The 20322-nt window shown below is 44.5% G+C and carries 33 protein-coding genes, 5 tRNA genes and 2 rRNA genes; 1 reads left to right on the forward strand and 39 read right to left on the reverse strand.

All coding sequences use genetic code 11. The features are described 5' to 3' along the window. The 34 genes from rpsD to M1E93_RS18165 form a co-directional block, all read right to left on the reverse strand. Positions 1-621 (reverse strand): 30S ribosomal protein S4, encoded by a 621-nt coding sequence (gene rpsD / locus M1E93_RS18000; RefSeq protein WP_004265487.1) that lies wholly within the window; start codon positions 619-621, stop codon positions 1-3. Positions 622-655: 34 nt separating this feature from the next. After that, a complete protein-coding gene (gene rpsK, locus M1E93_RS18005) occupies positions 656-1045 on the reverse strand; it encodes a 30S ribosomal protein S11 (protein ID WP_002919257.1) in 390 nt (129 codons plus the stop codon). Between the two features lie 16 nt (positions 1046-1061). Beyond that, entirely contained in the window at positions 1062-1418 is a 357-nt protein-coding gene (gene rpsM / locus M1E93_RS18010; RefSeq protein WP_004907144.1) for a 30S ribosomal protein S13, read from the reverse strand. A 144-nt stretch (positions 1419-1562) separates the two neighbouring features. Then, positions 1563-1679: a 50S ribosomal protein L36 gene (gene rpmJ, locus M1E93_RS18015; protein WP_004265484.1), complete on the reverse strand. Its 117-nt coding sequence runs from the start codon at positions 1677-1679 to the stop codon at positions 1563-1565. Between the two features lie 47 nt (positions 1680-1726). After that, positions 1727-3052, reverse strand: a complete 1326-nt coding sequence (gene secY, locus M1E93_RS18020) for a preprotein translocase subunit SecY (protein WP_004926428.1) — start codon at positions 3050-3052, stop codon at positions 1727-1729. 7 nt (positions 3053-3059) lie between these two features. After that, positions 3060-3494 (reverse strand): 50S ribosomal protein L15, encoded by a 435-nt coding sequence (gene rplO / locus M1E93_RS18025; protein WP_004926430.1) that lies wholly within the window; start codon positions 3492-3494, stop codon positions 3060-3062. A gap of 3 nt (positions 3495-3497) precedes the next feature. After that, positions 3498-3677 carry a 50S ribosomal protein L30 gene (gene rpmD, locus M1E93_RS18030; RefSeq protein ID WP_004926432.1) on the reverse strand — a complete coding sequence of 60 codons (180 nt, stop codon included), beginning with the start codon at positions 3675-3677 and terminating at the stop codon, positions 3498-3500. A gap of 6 nt (positions 3678-3683) precedes the next feature. Continuing rightward, the gene (gene rpsE / locus M1E93_RS18035) at positions 3684-4184 is read right to left on the reverse strand and encodes a 30S ribosomal protein S5 (RefSeq protein ID WP_004265471.1); all 501 of its coding nucleotides are present in this window, start codon (positions 4182-4184) and stop codon (positions 3684-3686) included. 14 nt (positions 4185-4198) lie between these two features. Further along, positions 4199-4552, reverse strand: coding sequence for a 50S ribosomal protein L18 (gene rplR, locus M1E93_RS18040; RefSeq protein WP_004926434.1), 354 nt, complete (start codon positions 4550-4552; stop codon positions 4199-4201). Between the two features lie 9 nt (positions 4553-4561). Then, on the reverse strand, positions 4562-5095 hold the full coding sequence (rplF, locus tag M1E93_RS18045) for a 50S ribosomal protein L6 (protein ID WP_060560798.1): 534 nt from the start codon (positions 5093-5095) through the stop codon (positions 4562-4564). 14 nt (positions 5096-5109) lie between these two features. Next, positions 5110-5502, reverse strand: a complete 393-nt coding sequence (gene rpsH / locus M1E93_RS18050) for a 30S ribosomal protein S8 (RefSeq protein WP_004926438.1) — start codon at positions 5500-5502, stop codon at positions 5110-5112. 34 nt (positions 5503-5536) lie between these two features. Beyond that, positions 5537-5842, reverse strand: a complete 306-nt coding sequence (gene rpsN, locus M1E93_RS18055) for a 30S ribosomal protein S14 (protein ID WP_004926440.1) — start codon at positions 5840-5842, stop codon at positions 5537-5539. Between the two features lie 12 nt (positions 5843-5854). Next, positions 5855-6394: a 50S ribosomal protein L5 gene (gene rplE, locus M1E93_RS18060; protein WP_004926441.1), complete on the reverse strand. Its 540-nt coding sequence runs from the start codon at positions 6392-6394 to the stop codon at positions 5855-5857. Positions 6395-6409: 15 nt separating this feature from the next. Then, positions 6410-6724, reverse strand: coding sequence for a 50S ribosomal protein L24 (gene rplX / locus M1E93_RS18065; RefSeq protein WP_004926444.1), 315 nt, complete (start codon positions 6722-6724; stop codon positions 6410-6412). An 11-nt stretch (positions 6725-6735) separates the two neighbouring features. Next, a complete protein-coding gene (gene rplN / locus M1E93_RS18070; RefSeq protein WP_004926446.1) occupies positions 6736-7107 on the reverse strand; it encodes a 50S ribosomal protein L14 in 372 nt (123 codons plus the stop codon). 178 nt (positions 7108-7285) lie between these two features. Further along, the gene (rpsQ, locus tag M1E93_RS18075; protein WP_004265446.1) at positions 7286-7540 is read right to left on the reverse strand and encodes a 30S ribosomal protein S17; all 255 of its coding nucleotides are present in this window, start codon (positions 7538-7540) and stop codon (positions 7286-7288) included. Beyond that, the gene (rpmC, locus tag M1E93_RS18080; RefSeq protein ID WP_004265442.1) at positions 7540-7731 is read right to left on the reverse strand and encodes a 50S ribosomal protein L29; all 192 of its coding nucleotides are present in this window, start codon (positions 7729-7731) and stop codon (positions 7540-7542) included. Before rpmC ends, rpsQ begins: the two co-directional genes overlap by 1 nt. Beyond that, positions 7731-8141 carry a 50S ribosomal protein L16 gene (gene rplP / locus M1E93_RS18085; RefSeq protein WP_004926449.1) on the reverse strand — a complete coding sequence of 137 codons (411 nt, stop codon included), beginning with the start codon at positions 8139-8141 and terminating at the stop codon, positions 7731-7733. Before rplP ends, rpmC begins: the two co-directional genes overlap by 1 nt. A gap of 12 nt (positions 8142-8153) precedes the next feature. Next, on the reverse strand, positions 8154-8855 hold the full coding sequence (rpsC, locus tag M1E93_RS18090) for a 30S ribosomal protein S3 (RefSeq protein ID WP_004926451.1): 702 nt from the start codon (positions 8853-8855) through the stop codon (positions 8154-8156). A gap of 17 nt (positions 8856-8872) precedes the next feature. Beyond that, entirely contained in the window at positions 8873-9205 is a 333-nt protein-coding gene (gene rplV, locus M1E93_RS18095; protein WP_004265430.1) for a 50S ribosomal protein L22, read from the reverse strand. 15 nt (positions 9206-9220) lie between these two features. Next, positions 9221-9499 (reverse strand): 30S ribosomal protein S19, encoded by a 279-nt coding sequence (rpsS, locus tag M1E93_RS18100; RefSeq protein WP_004265426.1) that lies wholly within the window; start codon positions 9497-9499, stop codon positions 9221-9223. A gap of 14 nt (positions 9500-9513) precedes the next feature. Further along, positions 9514-10338, reverse strand: coding sequence for a 50S ribosomal protein L2 (rplB, locus tag M1E93_RS18105; RefSeq protein ID WP_004926454.1), 825 nt, complete (start codon positions 10336-10338; stop codon positions 9514-9516). A 19-nt stretch (positions 10339-10357) separates the two neighbouring features. After that, positions 10358-10660, reverse strand: coding sequence for a 50S ribosomal protein L23 (gene rplW, locus M1E93_RS18110; protein WP_004926456.1), 303 nt, complete (start codon positions 10658-10660; stop codon positions 10358-10360). Further along, a complete protein-coding gene (rplD, locus tag M1E93_RS18115) occupies positions 10657-11262 on the reverse strand; it encodes a 50S ribosomal protein L4 (RefSeq protein WP_004926458.1) in 606 nt (201 codons plus the stop codon). The genes rplW and rplD overlap by 4 nt, the downstream gene beginning before the upstream one ends. A 16-nt stretch (positions 11263-11278) precedes the next feature. Next, positions 11279-11908: a 50S ribosomal protein L3 gene (gene rplC / locus M1E93_RS18120; protein ID WP_004926461.1), complete on the reverse strand. Its 630-nt coding sequence runs from the start codon at positions 11906-11908 to the stop codon at positions 11279-11281. A gap of 32 nt (positions 11909-11940) precedes the next feature. After that, the gene (gene rpsJ, locus M1E93_RS18125; protein WP_001181005.1) at positions 11941-12252 is read right to left on the reverse strand and encodes a 30S ribosomal protein S10; all 312 of its coding nucleotides are present in this window, start codon (positions 12250-12252) and stop codon (positions 11941-11943) included. A gap of 351 nt (positions 12253-12603) precedes the next feature. Further along, complete coding sequence (gene bfr, locus M1E93_RS18130) at positions 12604-13080, reverse strand: bacterioferritin (protein ID WP_036942589.1); 477 nt, start codon at positions 13078-13080, stop codon at positions 12604-12606. A 127-nt stretch (positions 13081-13207) separates the two neighbouring features. Next, on the reverse strand, positions 13208-13408 hold the full coding sequence (gene bfd, locus M1E93_RS18135) for a bacterioferritin-associated ferredoxin (protein WP_014657269.1): 201 nt from the start codon (positions 13406-13408) through the stop codon (positions 13208-13210). A gap of 93 nt (positions 13409-13501) precedes the next feature. Continuing rightward, a complete protein-coding gene (locus M1E93_RS18140) occupies positions 13502-14245 on the reverse strand; it encodes an SDR family NAD(P)-dependent oxidoreductase (protein WP_060560799.1) in 744 nt (247 codons plus the stop codon). Between the two features lie 253 nt (positions 14246-14498). Further along, positions 14499-15683 (reverse strand): elongation factor Tu, encoded by a 1185-nt coding sequence (gene tuf, locus M1E93_RS18145; protein ID WP_036942149.1) that lies wholly within the window; start codon positions 15681-15683, stop codon positions 14499-14501. Between the two features lie 120 nt (positions 15684-15803). Next, a tRNA-Thr gene (locus tag M1E93_RS18150) sits at positions 15804-15879 on the reverse strand. A gap of 6 nt (positions 15880-15885) precedes the next feature. Beyond that, positions 15886-15960, reverse strand: a tRNA-Gly gene (locus M1E93_RS18155). A gap of 75 nt (positions 15961-16035) precedes the next feature. Continuing rightward, positions 16036-16120: transfer RNA gene (locus M1E93_RS18160), tRNA-Tyr, on the reverse strand. A gap of 16 nt (positions 16121-16136) precedes the next feature. Then, a tRNA-Thr gene (locus M1E93_RS18165) sits at positions 16137-16212 on the reverse strand. A gap of 438 nt (positions 16213-16650) precedes the next feature. Between M1E93_RS18165 and coaA the strand changes: the two genes are divergently transcribed. Continuing rightward, complete coding sequence (coaA, locus tag M1E93_RS18170; RefSeq protein ID WP_004924900.1) at positions 16651-17601, forward strand: type I pantothenate kinase; 951 nt, start codon at positions 16651-16653, stop codon at positions 17599-17601. A gap of 37 nt (positions 17602-17638) precedes the next feature. Here coaA and birA read toward each other — a convergent pair whose 3' ends face one another. The 5 genes from birA to rrf (M1E93_RS18195) form a co-directional block, all read right to left on the reverse strand. Next, positions 17639-18616 carry a bifunctional biotin--[acetyl-CoA-carboxylase] ligase/biotin operon repressor BirA gene (gene birA / locus M1E93_RS18175; protein WP_004923065.1) on the reverse strand — a complete coding sequence of 326 codons (978 nt, stop codon included), beginning with the start codon at positions 18614-18616 and terminating at the stop codon, positions 17639-17641. After that, positions 18613-19647, reverse strand: coding sequence for a UDP-N-acetylmuramate dehydrogenase (murB, locus tag M1E93_RS18180; protein ID WP_014657268.1), 1035 nt, complete (start codon positions 19645-19647; stop codon positions 18613-18615). Before murB ends, birA begins: the two co-directional genes overlap by 4 nt. A 209-nt stretch (positions 19648-19856) precedes the next feature. Further along, positions 19857-19972: ribosomal RNA gene (gene rrf, locus M1E93_RS18185) — 5S ribosomal RNA — on the reverse strand. Between the two features lie 29 nt (positions 19973-20001). Beyond that, positions 20002-20077 (reverse strand) — tRNA-Thr (locus M1E93_RS18190). Between the two features lie 45 nt (positions 20078-20122). Further along, a 5S ribosomal RNA gene (rrf, locus tag M1E93_RS18195) occupies positions 20123-20238 on the reverse strand. Positions 20239-20322 lie beyond the last annotated feature (84 nt).

A 20322-nucleotide genomic window follows, 5' to 3' on the forward strand; every position in this document is an offset into this window, starting at 1 on the left:
TTACTTAGAGTAAAGCTCGACGATCAGGTGTTCGTTAATGTCCGCAGACAGGTCAGTACGTTCAGGAATACGTTTGAACACACCTTCCATTTTAGCAGCATCAACTTCCAGCCAAGTTGGCTTCTCACGCTGTTCAGCCAGCTCTAAAGCAGCCTTAATACGAGACTGTTTTTTCGCTTTCTCACGAACGCTGATAACGTCATTCGGGGAAACCTGATAAGAAGCGATATTAACTACTCGACCATTTACCATGATAGCTTTGTGGCTAACCATTTGACGTGCTTCTGCGCGAGTTGCGCCAAAGCCCATACGGTAAACGACGTTATCAAGACGGCCTTCCAGCAGAGTCAACAGGTTTTCACCTGTGTTGCCTTTCAGACGTGTTGCTTCTTTATAATAGTTACGGAATTGACGTTCCAGAACACCGTAAATACGACGAACTTTTTGTTTTTCACGTAACTGAACACCGTAGTCAGACAGACGCGGTTTACGCGCTCCGTGCTGGCCAGGTGCCTGTTCTAATTTACACTTGGTGTCAATCGCGCGAACACCAGACTTCAGGAAGAGGTCTGTTCCTTCGCGACGGCTCAGCTTGAGCTTAGGACCCAAATATCTAGCCATTTTCTTTCTCCAACAGTCCTAAAAACGAAACGTATTAAACGCGACGTTTTTTCGGTGGGCGACAACCGTTATGAGGGATAGGAGTCACATCAGTAATATTTGTGATGCGGAAACCTGCGGCGTTCAGAGCACGAATTGTTGATTCGCGACCCGGACCCGGTCCCTTAACCATAACTTCCAGGTTCTTGATACCGTATTCTTTCACGGCTTCTGCGCAACGCTCTGCTGCAACCTGAGCTGCAAACGGAGTGGATTTGCGAGAACCACGGAAACCGGAACCACCGGCAGTTGCCCAACCTAATGCGTTACCCTGACGATCAGTAATAGTAACGATTGTGTTGTTGAAAGAAGCATGGATATGAGCCACACCGTCTGAGACTTGCTTTCTTACACGCTTACGTGCACGAATTGGTGCTTTTGCCATTATTCAATACCCCGACTTATTTCTTGATCGGCTTACGCGGACCCTTACGGGTACGAGCGTTAGTCTTAGTACGCTGACCGCGCACAGGTAGACCACGACGATGACGTAAACCACGGTAACATCCAAGGTCCATCAGACGCTTGATGCTCAGGGTAATTTCACGACGTAAGTCACCTTCTACCACATACTTGGCAACTTCGTCACGCAGCTTGTCGATTTGTTCTTCAGACAGCTCACTGATCTTAACATTTTCAGCAATTCCAGTCGCTTCACAGATAGCCTGTGAACGAGTTTTGCCGATTCCGAAAATCGATGTTAAAGCGATCACGGTATGTTTATGATCAGGAATGTTAATGCCTGCTATACGGGCCACTATGCACTCCTAAGTTAAAATATACATTATTGTGCTGAAAAGCCCGTTTTCAGGATACTCAAACAATAATGTATCTCGATAAAAAAGATTGGCTGGCTAATTTAGCCAGCTCAACCCAACTTTGCAAGAAAAAAATGCTTTTTCTTAACCTTGACGTTGTTTATGTCTTGGCTCAACACTGCAAATTACACGAACGCTACCATTGCGACGGATAATTTTACAGTTACGGCATAATTTCTTGACGGAAGCACGAACTTTCATTTTTACTCTCCGTAACTTCTAAAGCAAACCATAATCACACTAAGCGATTACTTACCTTTTAGATTTGCTTTCTTCAATGCAGACTCATATTGACTTGACATCATTAGAGTTTGCACTTGAGCCATAAAGTCCATGATAACGACAACTACGATTAATAGAGAAGTACCACCAAAGTAAAAAGGTACTTTCATTGCGTCACGCATGAACTCCGGGATTAGGCAGATGAAGGTAATATAAAGTGCACCGACTAAAGTCAGGCGAGTCATTACCTTATCAATGTACTTGGCCGTTTGCTCTCCCGGACGAATTCCTGGTACAAATGCACCGGACTTCTTCAGGTTATCTGCTGTTTCTCTTGGGTTGAAAACCAACGCCGTATAGAAGAAACAGAAGAAGATGATCGCAGAAGCATAAAGCAACACATAGAACGGTTGACCAGGCTGCAAGAACATAGAAAGAGTTGTCAGCCAGTCCCAGCCAGTTCCATCACCGAACCAAGATGCTATTGTACCCGGGAACAGTATGATACTGGAAGCAAAAATTGCAGGAATTACACCCGCCATATTCACTTTTAATGGTAAATGTGTGCTTTGTGCCGCATAAACACGGCGTCCTTGTTGGCGTTTCGCGTAGTTAACAACGATTCTACGTTGACCACGCTCCATGAATACAACAAAGAAAGTTACCGCGAATACGAGCACTGCAACCAACAGCAACAGGAGGAAGTGCAGATCGCCTTGCCGAGCTTGCTCGATAGTATGGCCAATGGCCGGCGGTAGACCCGCAACGATACCAGCGAAGATAATGATTGAGATACCGTTACCAATACCTCTTTCCGTTATCTGCTCACCTAGCCACATAAGGAACATGGTTCCTGTAACTAAGCTAACAACAGCCGTGAAGTAGAACGGGAGACCCGGATCAATAACTAGCCCTTGCATCCCTGGCATATTCGGAAGACCCATTGCAATACCCACAGATTGGAATATTGCTAACACCAAAGTACCCCAACGAGTATATTGGCTTATCTTCCGACGACCTGCTTCACCTTCTTTCTTAATCTCTGCTAGTCGTGGGTTAACCACTGACAATAATTGGATAATAATAGATGCCGAAATATACGGCATAATACCCAAAGCAAAGATAGAAGCTCGGCTAAGAGCACCACCAGAGAACATGTTAAACATATCAATGATGGTGCCTTGTTGCTGTTCGAGCAATTTGGCAAGCACAGTGGCATCAATACCAGGGATTGGAATAAAAGAACCAATACGGAAAACAATCAGTGCACCTATAACAAACAAAAGTCTGCGTTTCAGCTCACCAACACCACCTTTGGCACTTTGAAAATCTAATCCTGGTTGTTTAGCCATCTGTCACTTATTCCTCAATTTTACCGCCGGCAGCTTCAATCGCAGCGCGAGCACCTTTAGTAACACGAAGGCCACGTACAGTTACTGCACGATTCACTTCGCCAGAAAGAATAACTTTCGCATATTCAATCTGGATGCCAACAACATTCGCGGCTTTTAGTGCGTTCAGATCAATAACATCGCCTTCAACAGCAGCAAAATCAGACAGACGAACTTCTGCAGTGATCATTGCTTTACGTGAAGTAAAACCAAATTTTGGTAGACGACGGTATAAAGGCATCTGGCCGCCTTCGAAACCACGACGTACGCCACCGCCAGAACGAGATTTCTGACCTTTGTGACCACGTCCGCCGGTTTTACCCAGACCAGAACCGATACCACGACCTAAGCGCTTAGGCGCGTGCTTGGCACCTTCAGCCGGAGACAGAGTATTTAAACGCATCTCTTACTCCTCAACTTTAACCATGTAGGAAACCAAGTTGACCATACCGCGAACAGCAGGAGTGTCCTCACGTTCTACTGTATGACCAATGCGACGCAGACCTAAACCGATCAAAGTTGCCTTATGCTTAGGCAGGCGACCGATTGAACTGCGAACTTGTGTAATTTTAATAGTCTTAGCCATGGCTGATTACCCCAGAATTTCTTCGACGGATTTTCCACGCTTAGCTGCGACCATTTCTGGAGACTTCATGCTGTCTAAAGCATCCAGTGTTGCACGAACCACGTTGATTGGGTTTGTGGAACCATAGGTTTTAGCCAGTACGTTGCGAACTCCAGCTACTTCTAAAACAGCACGCATTGCACCACCGGCGATGATACCAGTACCTTCGTGAGCAGGTTGCATAAACACGCGAGAACCGGTGTGTGTACCTTTCACAGGGTGGAACAAAGTGCCGTTGTTTAGAGCAACGGTTTTCATGCTGCGACGGGCTTTTTCCATCGCTTTCTGGATTGCTGCCGGAACTTCGCGCGCTTTGCCGTAGCCAAAACCAACGCGACCGTTACCATCACCAACTACTGTCAGTGCTGTAAAGCTGAAAATACGGCCACCTTTAACGGTTTTTGCTACGCGGTTTACCGCGATCAGCTTTTCCTGCAGTTCGCCAGCTTGTTTCTCGATGTGAGCCATCTTACACCTCTACCTTAGAACTGAAGGCCAGCTTCACGGGCAGCTTCTGCCAGTGCCTGGACTCTACCATGATATTGGAAACCAGAACGGTCAAAAGCAACAGTAGTGATGCCTTTTTCCAATGCGCGTTCAGCAATAATTTTACCAACAACTGCTGCTGCGTCTTTGTTTCCAGTGAATTTCACTTGCTCATTGATAGCTTTTTCTGTAGTAGAAGCGGCCACCAAAGTTTCAGAACCGTTTGGAGCGATAACCTGCGCATAAATATGGCGTGGAGTACGGTGTACCACCAGGCGTGTCGCACCCAACTCTTGGATCTTGCGGCGTGCGCGGGTCGCACGACGGATACGAGCTGCTTTCTTATCCATAGTGTTACCTTACTTCTTCTTAGCCTCTTTAGTACGCACGATTTCATCGGCGTAACGAACACCCTTGCCTTTGTAAGGCTCAGGACGACGGTAAGCACGCAGTTCTGCCGCGACTTGACCAATCACTTGCTTATCCGCACCTTTCAGTACGATTTCAGTTTGTGTTGGGCATTCTGCAGTAATGCCTGCTGGCAGTGCGTGTTCAACCGGATGCGAAAAACCTAGAGACAAGCTAACAGCGTTGCCTTTAACTGCCGCACGGTAACCAACACCGACTAGTTGAAGTTTTTTAGTGAAGCCTTCAGTAACACCAATAACCATTGAGTTAAGCAGAGAACGAGAAGTACCCGCCTGTGCCCAAGCATCAGCGAAACCTTCGCGCGGTGCGAAAGTTAAGCGGCCATCTTCATGTTTAACTTCAACTGCATTATGGATAGTACGAGTAAGCTCGCCGTTTTTACCCTTAATCGAAATAACCTGACCGTTGAGTTTTACCTCTACGCCGGCAGGAATGACGACGGGTGCTTTTGCCACACGAGACATTCTTTCCTCCCGAATTAAGCTACGTAGCAGAGAATCTCGCCACCAAGACCAGCTTGGCGAGCTGCACGATCAGTCATGACACCTTTAGAGGTAGAAATAACAGCGATACCTAAGCCAGCCATAACTTGTGGCAGCTCATCTTTTTTCTTATAGATGCGCAGACTTGGGCGGCTTACACGCTGAATGCTTTCTACTACAGCCTTACCTTGGAAATAACGCAGAGTCAGTTCCAATTCTGGCTTAGTGTCGCCTTCAATTTTAAAATCTTCAATATAACCTTCTTCCTTCAGCACTTTGGCAATCGCCACTTTCAGCTTGGAGGAAGGCATGGTGACCGCAACTTTGTTCGCGGCCTGACCGTTACGGATACGGGTCAGCATATCCGCGATGGGATCTTGCATGCTCATCTGTCTTTACTCCCGTGATTCAATATGGTGACAATTACCAACTAGCCTTTTTAAGGCCCGGGATTTCACCGCGCATAGCGGCTTCACGGACTTTAATACGGCTCAGACCAAATTTCCGCAGGAAACCGTGCGGACGCCCAGTTTGACGGCAGCGGTTACGCTGACGAGAAGGACTTGAATCACGTGGCAGTGTTTGCAGCTTGAGAACAGCGTCCCAGCGATCTTCATCAGATGCGTTTACATCAGAGATGATAGCTTTCAGTTCAACGCGTTTTGCGAAAAACTTCTCAGCTAATTTAGCACGCTTAACATCACGCGCTTTCATAGATTTCTTAGCCATGAGTACCCTGCCTTACTTGCGGAACGGGAAGTTGAACGCTGCTAACAGTGCGCGACCTTCGTCATCTGATTTCGCAGTTGTGGTGATAGTAATATCTAAACCACGCACACGATCCACTTTATCGTAATCGATTTCAGGGAAGATGATTTGTTCACGTACGCCCATGCTGTAGTTACCGCGACCATCAAATGACTTAGCGGACAAGCCACGGAAGTCACGAATACGTGGTACAGCAATAGAAATCAGTCGCTCAAGGAACTCCCACATGCGTTCGCCACGCAGGGTTACTTTACAGCCGATTGGATAGCCCTGACGGATTTTGAAGCCTGCAACAGATTTGCGTGCTTTGGTGATCAATGGTTTTTGACCAGAGATTGCTGCCAAGTCAGCTGCTGCATTGTCCAGCAGTTTTTTATCAGCAATCGCTTCACCAACACCCATATTCAGGGTGATCTTCTCGACCCGAGGGACTTGCATGACAGAATTGTAACCAAACTGAGCCATCAGTTTTTTAGTTACTTCGTCTTTATAGTAATCATGCAGTTTCGCCATCGTATACTCCAAAAATTACTTGATAGTTTCACTGTTAGATTTGAAGAAACGGACTTTTTTGCCGTCTTCGAATCTAAAGCCTACACGGTCAGCCTTACCAGTTGCCGCGTTAAAGATTGCAACGTTAGAAACGTGAATTGCCGCTTCTTTTTCAACGATGCCACCTGGTTGATTCAGAGCCGGAACTGGCTTCTGATGTTTTTTAACCAGATTGATACCTTCAACGATAACTTTACCAGAAGAAATAACCTGTTTTACTTTACCGCGCTTACCTTTATCTTTACCAGTCAGCACGATAACTTCGTCATCACGACGGATTTTCGCTGCCATAGTTCCGCTCCTTAGAGTACTTCAGGTGCCAGTGAGATAATTTTCATAAACTTCTCTGTACGAAGTTCACGAGTTACCGGCCCAAAAATACGCGTACCGACTACTTGCTCGCTGTTATTGTTTAGAATAACGCATGCATTACTATCGAAGCGAATGACAGAACCGTCCGGGCGACGTACACCCTTCTTGGTGCGCACCACTACCGCCTTCAGGACATCACCTTTTTTCACTTTACCGCGTGGAATTGCTTCTTTAACAGTAATTTTAATGATGTCGCCGACGCCTGCATAGCGACGGTGCGAGCCACCTAGAACCTTGATACACATTACGCGACGTGCACCGGAGTTGTCGGCCACGTTCAGCATAGTCTGTTCTTGGATCATTTTAGTGCTCCGCTAAATGTCAACTACTACTGAGCCACTTCATTATTGAAGAGACCGTTCAATATAACCCACAATACGAGGGCGCGGCATTATAACACCACATCTTCGTTATGGACAGAAAAAAATAAACGGCTCAGTAAAAAAGAGCCGTTTATTTATTAGAAAAGGCTATTCTATATTATAAAACAGCTTTTTCAACAACGCGAACTAAGGCCCAAGACTTAGTCTTAGACAGTGGACGAGTTTGGCGGATTTCTACCACGTCACCGATTCCACATTCATTGTTCTCGTCATGTACGTGCAATTTAGTCGTACGACGGATGAATTTACCATACAGAGGGTGCTTCACCATACGCTCGATAGCAACAACAATAGATTTCTCCATTTTATCGCTAACTACACGACCTTGCAGAGTACGGATTTTATCGCTCATTACGCACCTGCCTTCTCAGTCAGTAAAGTCTTCACACGTGCGATATCGCGACGCACTTGTTTCAACAGATGAGACTGTTGCAGCTGACCACTTGCAGCCTGCATACGTAAGTTGAATTGTTCACGTAACAGGTTCAAAAGTTCAGCGTTCAGCTCTTCAACGCTTTTTTCGCGCAGCTCTTGTGCTTTCATTACATCACCGTCTTAGTTACAAAGGTGGTTTTGATAGGCAGTTTCGCTGCTGCCAGAGAGAATGCTTCACGAGCCAGCTCTTCAGGCACACCGTCCATTTCATACAGGACTTTACCAGGCTGGATCAAGGCAACCCAATATTCTACGTTACCTTTACCTTTACCCATACGAACTTCGAGTGGCTTCTCAGTAATTGGCTTGTCTGGGAACACACGGATCCAGATTTTACCTTGACGCTTAACTGCACGGGTCATAGCACGACGTGCCGCTTCGATCTGACGAGCAGTCAGACGACCACGGCCCACAGCTTTAAGACCGAAAGTGCCGAAGCTAACATCCGTACCTTGTGCCAGACCACGGTTGCGGCCTTTGTGCACTTTACGGAATTTTGTACGCTTTGGTTGTAACATCAGCGACTCTCCTTACTTGCGGCCTTTACGCTGCTGCTTTTTAGGTTGAGCAGCTGGTTTTTCAGCTTGTTCAACAGCAGCCATACCACCCAGAATCTCACCTTTGAAGATCCATACCTTAACGCCGAGAACACCGTAAGTGGTGTGCGCTTCTGAAGTGTTGTAATCGATATCAGCACGTAGAGTGTGCAGTGGCACACGGCCTTCACGATACCACTCGGTACGAGCGATTTCAGCACCGCCTAAACGGCCGCTGACTTCAACTTTAATACCTTTAGCGCCCAGACGCATTGCGTTTTGTACAGCGCGTTTCATAGCACGACGGAACATAACACGACGTTCCAGCTGTGAAGCGATGCTGTCAGCAACCAATTTAGCGTCCAGTTCTGGTTTACGAACTTCGGCGATATTGATTTGCGCAGGAACACCAGCGATATCCGCTACTGTTTTACGCAGTTTTTCTACGTCTTCACCTTTCTTACCGATAACGATACCTGGGCGAGCAGTGTGAATAGTCACACGAATGCTTTTTGCAGGACGCTCGATAACGATGCGTGAAATTGACGCTTTTGCCAATTCTTTGTTCAAGTACTGGCGTACTTTATAATCGCTGTCTAGGTTGTCAGCGAATTCATTAGTATTCGCGTACCAAGTAGAGTTCCAAGGTTTGACAATACCCAGGCGAATACCATTAGGATGTACTTTCTGACCCATTGCTAGTCTCCAGAGTCTCAGCGATCGGACACAACCACAGTAATGTGGCTGGTGCGCTTAAGAATACGATCTGCACGGCCTTTCGCACGCGGCATGATGCGTTTCATGGTTGGACCTTCGTCAACGAAAATTTTCGCAACTTTCAGGTCATCAATGTCAGCGCCATCGTTTTGCTCTGCGTTAGCAATTGCAGATTCAAGTACTTTCTTCACTAAACCAGCAGCTTTCTTGTTGGTGTAGGTCAGAATTTCCAGAGCTTGCGACACTTTCTTACCGCGAATCAGGTCGGCAACTAAGCGAACCTTCTGGGCAGAAGAACGAGCGTGGCGATGCATAGCTAAAGTTTCCATCTCTTCCTCCTATCCTTAACGTTTCTTAGCTTTCTTATCAGCCGCATGGCCGCGATAAGTGCGAGTCGGTGCGAATTCACCCAGTTTATGACCAACCATTTCGTCGGTAACAAAAACTGGAACATGCTGACGACCATTATGGACAGCGATGGTCAATCCGATCATATTAGGAAAGATCGTTGAACGACGGGACCAAGTCTTAAGAGGCTTCTTGTCTCCGCTTTCCACCGCTTTCTCTACCTTCTTCAGCAAGTGCAGGTCAATAAAAGGACCTTTCTTGAGAGAACGTGGCATGGTTTATCCTCTAATTATTTTTTAGAACGATGACGTACGATGAATTGATCAGTACGCTTGTTGCTACGAGTTTTCTTACCTTTGGTTTGAACGCCCCAAGGTGTTACAGGGTGTTTACCAAAGTTACGACCCTCACCACCACCATGTGGGTGATCGACTGGGTTCATCGCCGTACCACGAACGGTAGGACGAATACCACGCCAGCGGCTAGCACCAGCTTTACCCAGAACACGTAACATGTGCTCAGCGTTACCAACTTCACCTAAAGTTGCACGGCAATCAGCCAGAACTTTACGCATTTCACCAGAACGCAGACGCAGAGTGACATAAGCACCATCACGTGCAACGATCTGAGCATAAGTACCTGCTGAACGCGCTAACTGACCACCTTTACCTGGTTTCAGTTCGATGTTGTGAACTGTAGAACCAACAGGGATGTTGCGCATTGGCAGTGCGTTACCAGTTTTGATTGCTGAATCAACGCCAGATTGGATCTGGTCACCAGCTTTCAAACCTTTAGGCGCAAGAATATAACGACGTTCACCGTCTTTATATAGAACCAGTGCAATGTTCGCAGAACGGTTTGGATCATATTCCAAACGCTCAACAACAGCAGGAACACCGTCTTTGTTGCGTTTAAAGTCAACCAGACGATAGTGTTGCTTATGGCCACCACCAATGTGACGAGTGGTGATACGGCCATTGTTGTTACGACCACCGGATTTGCTGTTTTTTTCTAACAGCGGAGCATAAGGTTTGCCCTTATGCAGCTCAGGGTTAACCACTTTAACTACGTGGCGACGGCCCGGAGACGTAGGTTTACATTTAACAATTGCCATTGTTCTTTACTCCTCCGACTTACTCTGCGCCGCCAATGAAGTCCAGATTCTGGCCTTCTTTCAGCGTAACGTAAGCTTTTTTCCAGTCGCTACGACGACCAAAACGCTGACCGTGGCGTTTAGTTTTGCCTTTAACCAGCAAAGTGTTAACACCTTCAACTTCGACTTCAAACAGTTTCTGCACAGCAGCTTTAATTTCTGCTTTAGTCGCGTCTTTCGCAACTTTGAGAACGATGGTATTGCTTTTTTCCATCGCTGTAGAAGCTTTTTCAGATACGTGCGGCGCGCGCAGTACTTTTAGCAGACGTTCTTCACGGATCATGCCAGCATCTCCTCAACTTGCTTCACAGCATCAGCAGTCATAACCACTTTGTCGAAGGCGATTAAGCTAACTGGGTCGATACCCGCTGCATCACGAACGTCAACCTTGTACAGGTTACGTGCTGCTAAGAACAGATTTTCATCTAATTCAGCAGTGATGATCAGTACATCTTCCAGAGCCATATCTTTCAGTTTCTGTGCCAGCAACTTAGTTTTAGGTGCTTCAACAGAGAACTTCTCGACAACGATCAGACGATCTTGACGTACCAGTTCAGACAGGATGCTTTTCAGAGCACCGCGGTACATCTTCTTATTAACTTTTTGACTGTGGTCCTGTGGTTTAGCAGCGAAGCTAACACCACCAGAGCGCCAAATTGGGCTCTTGATAGAACCAGAACGTGCGCGGCCTGTGCCTTTTTGACGCCATGGTTTTTTACCTGAACCAGAAACTTCAGCACGAGTTTTCTGAGCACGAGTACCTTGACGAGCACCAGCTGCATACGCAACAACTACTTGGTGAACAAGCGCTTCATTGAAATCACGCCCGAAGGTAGTTTCGGAAACAGTCAGCGCGCTTTGCGCGTCTTTCATTACCAATTCCATTCCTATCTCCTCGACGTTAAGCCTTGACAGCCGGTTTTACGATCAGGTCGCTACCAGTTGCACCTGGAACAGCACCTTTGACCAGCAGCAGGTTGCGCTCAGCGTCAACACGTACTACATCTAGGCTTTGAACGGTTACACGCTCATTACCCAGTTGGCCTGCCATTTTCTTGCCTTTGAACACTTTGCCCGGAGTCTGGTTCTGACCGATAGAACCCGGAACACGGTGAGACAAGGAGTTACCATGGGTAGCATCTTGGGTACGGAAATTCCAACGCTTAACTGTACCAGCGAAGCCTTTACCTTTAGATGTACCAGTAACGTCGACTTTTTTAACGTCAGCGAAAATTTCAACGCTAATGCTTTGACCTACGTTAAATTCAGCACCTTCTTCAGTACGGAATTCACGTAGAATACGGCCAGCTTCGACGCCAGCTTTAGCGAAATGACCTGCCTCAGGCTTAGATACACGGTTCGCTTTTTTGCTACCAGTAGTCACCTGAATTGCATTATAACCGTCAGTTTCTGCTGTTTTAACTTGAGTAACGCGGTTATTTTCGATTTCGATAACTGTTACAGGGATAGAAACACCATCTTCAGTGAAGATACGCGTCATACCCACTTTTTTACCGACTAAACCAATCATTGTTTCAACCTCTCAATCGTTCGACGACCTGATTAACCCAGGCTGATCTGCACGTCTACGCCGGCAGCCAGGTCCAGACGCATCAGAGCATCAACGGTCTTCTCGGTTGGCTCAACGATGTCAACCAGACGTTTGTGAGTGCGAATTTCGTACTGATCACGCGCATCTTTGTTAACGTGCGGAGAAATCAGAACGGTAAAACGCTCTTTACGTGTCGGCAGCGGGATAGGACCACGAACTTGCGCACCAGTGCGCTTAGCAGTCTCTACGATTTCCGCAGTTGATTGATCAATTAAACGATGATCAAAGGCTTTCAGGCGGATACGGATTCTTTGGTTCTGCATGAGACCAGAGCTCCAACTATTTTATAAACGTAAATAATTACTCCTCGCACCCATTTCGATTGATGGGGGAGTGTAATCGTTCTTTGATGTAACCCCCAAATCGGGAGTATTGTCTAAATGAGTTACAAATCGTGAACTCAATACTGACCTTTAAGACCTAAAAAACTAGGGATTACTAATCAGTAAGCCCGCGCATTATACGCAACTGAATCTTAAACGCAAGTAATCGGAGAAAATATGTGCGAATTTTTCTGCTTTTTTACTTATAGCACTTTTCAATAAAAAACGCCTCACTATTACTTTTTTGTAGTGAGGCGTGATATTACAGCACATAAATAAATCGAAAAAGCATTACTCCTCTTCAATAATTTGCGCCTGTGTATAATTTTGAATACCCATACGTTTGATTAAATCTAACTGCGTTTCTATCCAATCAATATGGTTTTCTTCATCAGCTAAAATTTCAATCATCAGATCACGACTAACGTAATCATGAATTGAGTCTGCGTAACTAATCGCTTCTTTTAGATTTTTAGCTCCATCAAGCTCCAGCTTAAGATCTGAAGCTAACATCTCCTCAACATCTTCACCAATGTTAAGTTTACCGAGGTCTTGCAGGTTAGGTATCCCCTCAAGGAATAAGATACGTTCGATATACTTATCTGCATGTTTCATTTCATCAATCGATTCATGGTATTCCACCTCATTAAGACGTGTTAAACCCCAATTTTTAAACATACGTGCATGCAAAAAGTATTGATTGATTGCTACTAACTCATTGCCCAATAACTTATTCAAATGGGCTATCATTTTTTTATCGCCTTTCATTTTTTATACTCCATTGCTTCCAGTCTTTAAAGTGTAGTACTGAAATGCTAACAATGAGTAATTTTCTATAGAGAATTTGAGATGAAAGTTACTTATTAATGAATGAGTTAAATGATTATTATTTCGATTAAGCGACTTCAGCAATACAGATATGCTCGGCAAGTGCTAACTCATCATTTAAGATTTCACGAGTTTGCCTGATGCACTTACCGCATTCACGACCGACAGGGAGGATTTGACGTAGCCCTTTTAATGACGTCACATGATATTGGCGCACCGCACTTCTAATTTGTTTATCCGTTACGGCTTCACAGAGACATACATACATAGCAACTACCTGCATAAATTACACACAGGTAGTTTAAATAAAAATGATTACCATTTCAATTATCGTTACGATCAATTTACATAAAACGTTTCATTAAGCAGTAAAACCTCCATCCACTAAATAGGCAGCTCCTGTCACAAATGACGCTGCATCACTAGCTAAAAAGGCAACAACATTAGCAACCTCTTCAGGTGTGCCTATCCTTTTCATCGGATGCATCTCTGCTAACTTTTGTTTATCTAAATCGCGCCCATCCAATAATGGAGTATCGATATAACCAGGGCAAACTGCATTAATTCGAATATTATGCATTGCATAACTTATTGCCAATGTTTGCGTTAACAGTTTGATCCCACCTTTTGAAGCGCAATATGCTGGAAATTGATGTTGCCCCACAAACGAACATATAGAGCCACAGTTAACAATTGCTCCTTCTTTTTGGTTTTTTAACCAATAATCGATAACAGCTCGATTAATCAAAAATAATCCATTGAGATTAACATCAATGACATGCTGCCATTTTTCATAAGCGAGTTTGTGGGCAACGTCATCGGCAAGTATTCCTGCATTAGCAAATAAAAAATCAATCGAACCGTATTCCTTTACTGTATGCGCCACTAACCGATCATTCTCTTTTTCATTGGCTGCATCCATCTGAAAAAATTGTATTGCGCCCTCTTTGTTCTTCAAGCGATTGAGTGCCCTCTGGCCACGGTCAGCATGACTTCCCGTAATGATAACTGACGCACCTAATGATAAAAATTTTTCTGCAGCCGCTAGGCCAATACCGCTACTCCCTCCCGTAATAATGCCAACCTTACCTGCGAACGAAATCATGCCTCATCTCCTCATCTTCATTATGATGATTAAATAATAGACAATTCGTTTGAGTTTATTGGTAATACTGATGTTGAATCTTGATTTTGTGACCGAATTAACGCATTGAAATTTAATAAATAAATAGAAATATCACAAGGATTGATAATGTCTTGAGAGACAATTCTTCGCGGTAAATAGATAGGAGATGAGGGAGATAAGAAATACAAAAGGGCACCCTATGGATGCCCCTTTTCACTACAGTGGGTTGTTATTATGCAATGATTTTTGCAACAACACCCGCACCTACTGTACGGCCACCTTCACGGATTGCGAAACGCAAACCATCGTCCATCGCGATTGGGTGAATCAGAGTTACTTTCATGTTCACGTTGTCGCCTGGCATTACCATCTCTACGCCTTCTGGCAGTTCGATAGTACCTGTTACGTCAGTTGTACGGAAGTAGAACTGTGGACGGTAACCTTTGAAGAATGGCGTGTGACGACCACCTTCATCTTTGCTCAGAATATAAACTTCTGATTCGAAAGTTGTGTGTGGCTTGATTGAACCTGGTTTCGCCAGAACTTGACCACGTTCGATTTCTTCACGCTTAGTACCACGCAGCAGAACACCTACGTTCTCACCCGCACGGCCTTCGTCCAGCAGTTTACGGAACATTTCAACGCCAGTACAAGTAGTTTTCGCAGTCTCTTTGATACCTACGATTTCAACTTCTTCACCAACTTTGATGATACCACGCTCAACACGGCCTGTGACTACTGTACCACGACCTGAGATTGAGAATACGTCTTCGATTGGCAGCAGGAATGGCTTGTCAATTGCACGCTCTGGCTCTGGGATGTAGCTGTCCAGTGCTTCTGCTAGTTCAACGATTTTCGCTTCCCACTCTGGGTTGCCTTCCAACGCTTTCAGCGCTGAACCACGGATAACTGGAGTGTCATCACCTGGGAAATCGTATTGAGACAGAAGTTCACGAACTTCCATTTCAACCAGTTCCAGCAGCTCTTCGTCGTCTACCATGTCACATTTGTTCAGGAACACGATGATGTAAGGAACGCCAACCTGACGACCTAACAGGATGTGCTCACGAGTTTGTGGCATTGGGCCATCTGTTGCCGCAACAACTAGGATTGCACCGTCCATCTGAGCAGCACCCGTGATCATGTTTTTAACATAGTCGGCGTGTCCTGGGCAGTCTACGTGTGCGTAGTGGCGAGTTGGTGTATCGTACTCTACGTGAGAAGTAGAGATGGTGATACCACGCGCTTTTTCTTCTGGTGCGTTATCGATTTGATCGAATGCACGAGCGCTACCGCCGTAAGTTTTTGCCAGAACAGTAGTGATTGCTGCTGTCAGGGTAGTTTTACCGTGGTCAACGTGGCCGATTGTACCAACGTTAACGTGCGGTTTTGAACGTTCAAATTTTTCTTTAGACATTAGATTGTCCCTCTAAGACACGGAATCGGTGGCTACACCACATCAACCAAGCAGTTAAAATTTATTTGCTTGCTTTTTACAGGAGACAAATCAGGGAGATAATTGAGAACATAAGGGAAGTGGTGCTGATAGGCAGATTCGAACTGCCGACCTCACCCTTACCAAGGGTGTGCTCTACCAACTGAGCTATATCAGCACATCTTGGAGCGGGCAGCGGGAATCGAACCCGCATCATCAGCTTGGAAGGCTGAGGTAATAGCCATTATACGATGCCCGCAATGAACTCGGCTACCTGAGTTATCAGCTGCTAAATGTAACCTGAATAAACTTTTTTGAAAAGTTCTTCAGGAGATGGTGGTGGGAGAAGGATTCGAACCTTCGAAGTCTGTGACGGCAGATTTACAGTCTGCTCCCTTTGGCCGCTTGGGTATCCCACCTATCCAAATTGTTAATTGGTGCCGGCACCAAGAGTCGAACTCGGGACCTACTGATTACAAGTCAGTTGCTCTACCAACTGAGCTATGCCGGCATCAAGTGCTGCGCATTCTAGGAAGAGTGAGCGCGACTTGCAACAAAAAATTTTAATTTTTTGTTCGCTTGCTCACATTTTATGCACTTTTTGCGATTTTGCTGCTTTTTTCGCTACATTCAGCTTAAAACATCTACAGCAGAACACCACTATAATCCATTATTATTTAATCAGTAAAGAGCCCTTGCATTATTAAAAAGTGACTTAGGCCATTTTCTAGAGCAAAAAATGATGTTCTGTATCTTCGTTCCCTCTTTCTAACCGCTGCTTTTTTCAGCAACTCGTTCTATTTTTACAGCCTTCGTCAAAAAAAATTCACATAAAACATAAAAAGTTCTACGCCTACTATCTTTCACTCGCTATGATGCAACTTAATTTTACGGATACGGGTGTTTAGGCAACCTGTCCAACCTGCATAGAATAGGCAGATGTTGGTTTATGAAACAGACAGAGAATTTTATTACTACGCCATACTTAGAGTTTGATAGGGAACATTGGGCAACATTACGTGATTCAGTCCCTTTGACATTAACGTCTAGCGAATTGATAGAGTTGAAAGGTATTAATGAAGAACTCTCGATGGAAGATGTTATTGAAATCTACCTACCATTATCTCGTTTACTCAATTTTTATATTAGCTCCAATTTGCGCCGTCAGGCTGTATTAGAGCAGTTCTTAGGAACAAATGGAGCAAAGGTTCCCTATATTATTGGGATTGCAGGCAGTGTTGCTGTAGGCAAGAGCACAACGGCTCGTCTATTACAGGCCTTATTAACACGTTGGCCTGAGCATAGAAAAGTTGATTTAATCACGACAGATGGTTTTTTGTATCCTAATCAGGTACTCAAAGATCGAAATATCATGAAGAAAAAGGGTTTTCCTCAGTCTTACGATATGCGAAGACTCGTGAATTTCGTGTCGCAGATAAAATCAGGGGCGCGTAACGTTGTTGCACCGGTCTACTCACATCTTACTTATGATATTGTGCCTGACCAACAACAGGTTATTGATCAGCCTGATATCCTAATTCTAGAAGGCTTAAACGTGCTACAGAGTGATATGGACTATCCACATGACCCACATCATGTGTTTGTCTCAGACTTTGTTGATTTCTCTATCTACGTGGATGCAGACCCTGAATTATTAAAGCAGTGGTATATTGGTCGGTTCCTAAAGTTCCGCCAAGGGGCATTTTCCGATCCTGATTCCTACTTCCACAATTATTCTAAATTAAGCGAAGAAGAAGCCGTTAAAATTGCAGGCTCTATTTGGGATGAAATTAATGGTTTAAACCTAAAAGAAAATATTTTACCCACGAAAGAACGTGCAAGTTTAATAATGACCAAAGGCGAAAACCATTCTATCCAGAATGTTAGGCTTAGAAAATAAACACTATATGCCGGTATAACTTACCGGCATCATTTTATTATTTTTCGTTAGATCTTAGTGATATTTCCCCACCGATATAAGGAATAATTTCACCATTATCCTGTTGTAATAAAAGAGCACCTTGTTGATTTATTCCTTTTTCCACACCGGTGATAATTTTATCACCAATCAACAACTTAACCTTCCTTCCCAAGAAGTTATCTAATTCAAACCAACGCTCCAAAAAGGGAACTAATCCTTCCTTCTCAAATAAAACTAATGCTTTTTTCAGTGCATTAATAATATCAGCAGACAATTTATTTCTTTCTATATTTTCTACTTCATCAATTAATGAGGCCCACTCCTGATTAATTGTACCCTCTTTATCTACATTCTTTTTTTCCATACCAATATTAATTCCAATGCCAATAATGATATGTGCGGCATCACCTGTTTTTCCTGTTAATTCCACAAGTATACCTGCTAGTTTTTTATCATTAAGATAAAGATCATTAGGCCATTTTACTTTTACTTTACCCCTGCTTAGTTTATTTAAGGTTTCAGCAATTATGATCCCCACAACTAAACTTAGTCCGACTGCAGCTGCCGGCCCTTGATCAAGCTTCCAGTACATCGATAGATATAGATTACAACCAAATGGTGAAATCCATTGCCGCCCGCGTCGACCTCTCCCCGCACTTTGGTACTCCGCCAGACATGTATCGCCTGATTTTAAGCTCGAAATTCTTTCAAGCATATACTGATTTGTTGAATCAATGACAGGCTCCACAATCACATCACTGCCCTGAATATATTGCTTAATTAACTCACCATTGAGCAAATTAAGCGTATGGGGCAATTTATAGCCTTTACCTGCGATAGTTTGCACTTCAATGCCCCATGAACGCAGTGTTTTAATATGTTTATTAATCCCTGCTCGTGTCATCCCTAATGTATCGCCTAGCTGTTGGCCTGAGTGGATTTGAGCATCAGATAAGATCTCTATCAATTGTAGCGGTGTACTGGTTTCTTTCATAAAATGCAGTCCATAGGGTTAATTTCGCCATGTTTACCAATAAACCTCACTTCTGGCTCAAGCATGATACCAAAATGCTTATGCACGGTTTGGCTGACATATTTAGCTAAGTCAACAATATCACGCCCTGTCGCATGGCATTTATTAATGAGGACTAAAGCCTGCCGTGTATGTACAGCAGCGCCACCTAATTCATAGCCTTTCAACCCACATTGGTCTATCAACCAGCCCGCAGCAACCTTTATTGAGCCATCTTCTTGGGCATACTGTGGGCAAGTTGGAAAACGTTGTTTTATTTGATGCGCTTTATCTGCTGTAATAATTGGGTTTTTAAAGAAGCTTCCCACATTGCCCGTCACGGCGGGATCAGGTAATTTTGCTTTTCGTGTCTGGCATACGGCATCAAACACTTGCTGTGGAGTCACTGTTTCGGCATCTAAGAGTGCTAAATCCCCATAGGTGAGTTTAGGTAACCATTGTTTAGCAAACTTCAAACCAACCCCAATAATCACATGAGAATGCTGATAATCATGCTTAAAGATACTATCACGGTAGCCAAAATGGCAGGCCTCAGCCTCTATCCTTTCTGTCTTACCAGTTTGGAGGTTCAGAGTATCAACATACTCACATAAATCCTTCAGCTCAACACCATAAGCGCCTATGTTTTGAATTGGCGCAGAGCCTACACAGCCAGGTATCAAGGCTAAATTTTCAGCACCATAGATACCTTTACCCATTAAATATTCAATAAATTGATGCCAGTTCTCACCTGCCGCAGAATACACATGCCAATATTCTGGGGTCTCTGTGATAGTAATGCCTCTAATACGATTGAGAATTACCGCACCATCAAAGTCTTCAATAAATAACACATTACTTCCCCCTCCAAGGATCAAAACAGGTAACTGCTGTTTTTGCGCATTAAGCCATTGCTGATAAATCTCTTCTGCTGATCCAGCAATACAAACTGACTTTGCTTGTGCTTCAATACCGAGAGTATTAAAGGGTTTTAATTCAAGGGATGGGTTCATTGCAGCCTTCAATAGATAACCAATAAAGATGAGCTAAGTCTATCAGGCTGACCCGCGAGAATCATTAAATAATGAGATGCCTCTCATGACATTAGGAGTATTAGGTTGAAATGGCAATGTGTCTGGAACAAGAAAAAAGAAGATACAGAATAATTTGAATGGGGCTAAATAGCAAAAAGCCACCCTAAGGTGGCTTTTCTATGTTTAAAACCTAGCAGTTCCCTACTCTCACATGGGGAAGCCCCACACTACCATCGGCGCTACGGCGTTTCACTACTGAGTTCGGCATGGGGTCAGGTGGGACCACCGCGCTATTGCCGCTAGGTAAATTCTTTTTTAATACTGATAAATTCATGGTGCTGATACCCAGATTCGAACTGGGGACCTCACCCTTACCAAGGGTGTGCTCTACCAACTGAGCCATATCAGCAATATGGTGCGGTCAGTCAGTACTGACACAACCTTTAAATTTGATGTCTGGCAGTTCCCTACTCTCACATGGGGAGACCCCACACTACCATCGGCGCTACGGCGTTTCACTGCTGAGTTCGGCATGGGGTCAGGTGGGACCACCGCGCTATTGCCGCCAGACAAATTCGGTTTCGTTCCCGTTCGCGTCTACACCGCAAACCAGAACTGCAATCTTGAACAAGCTGATTTTTTCGCACCACTTTA

The sequence above is a fragment of the Providencia sp. PROV272 genome (assembly GCF_049901975.1).
Lineage (GTDB): Bacteria > Pseudomonadota > Gammaproteobacteria > Enterobacterales > Enterobacteriaceae > Providencia > Providencia stuartii.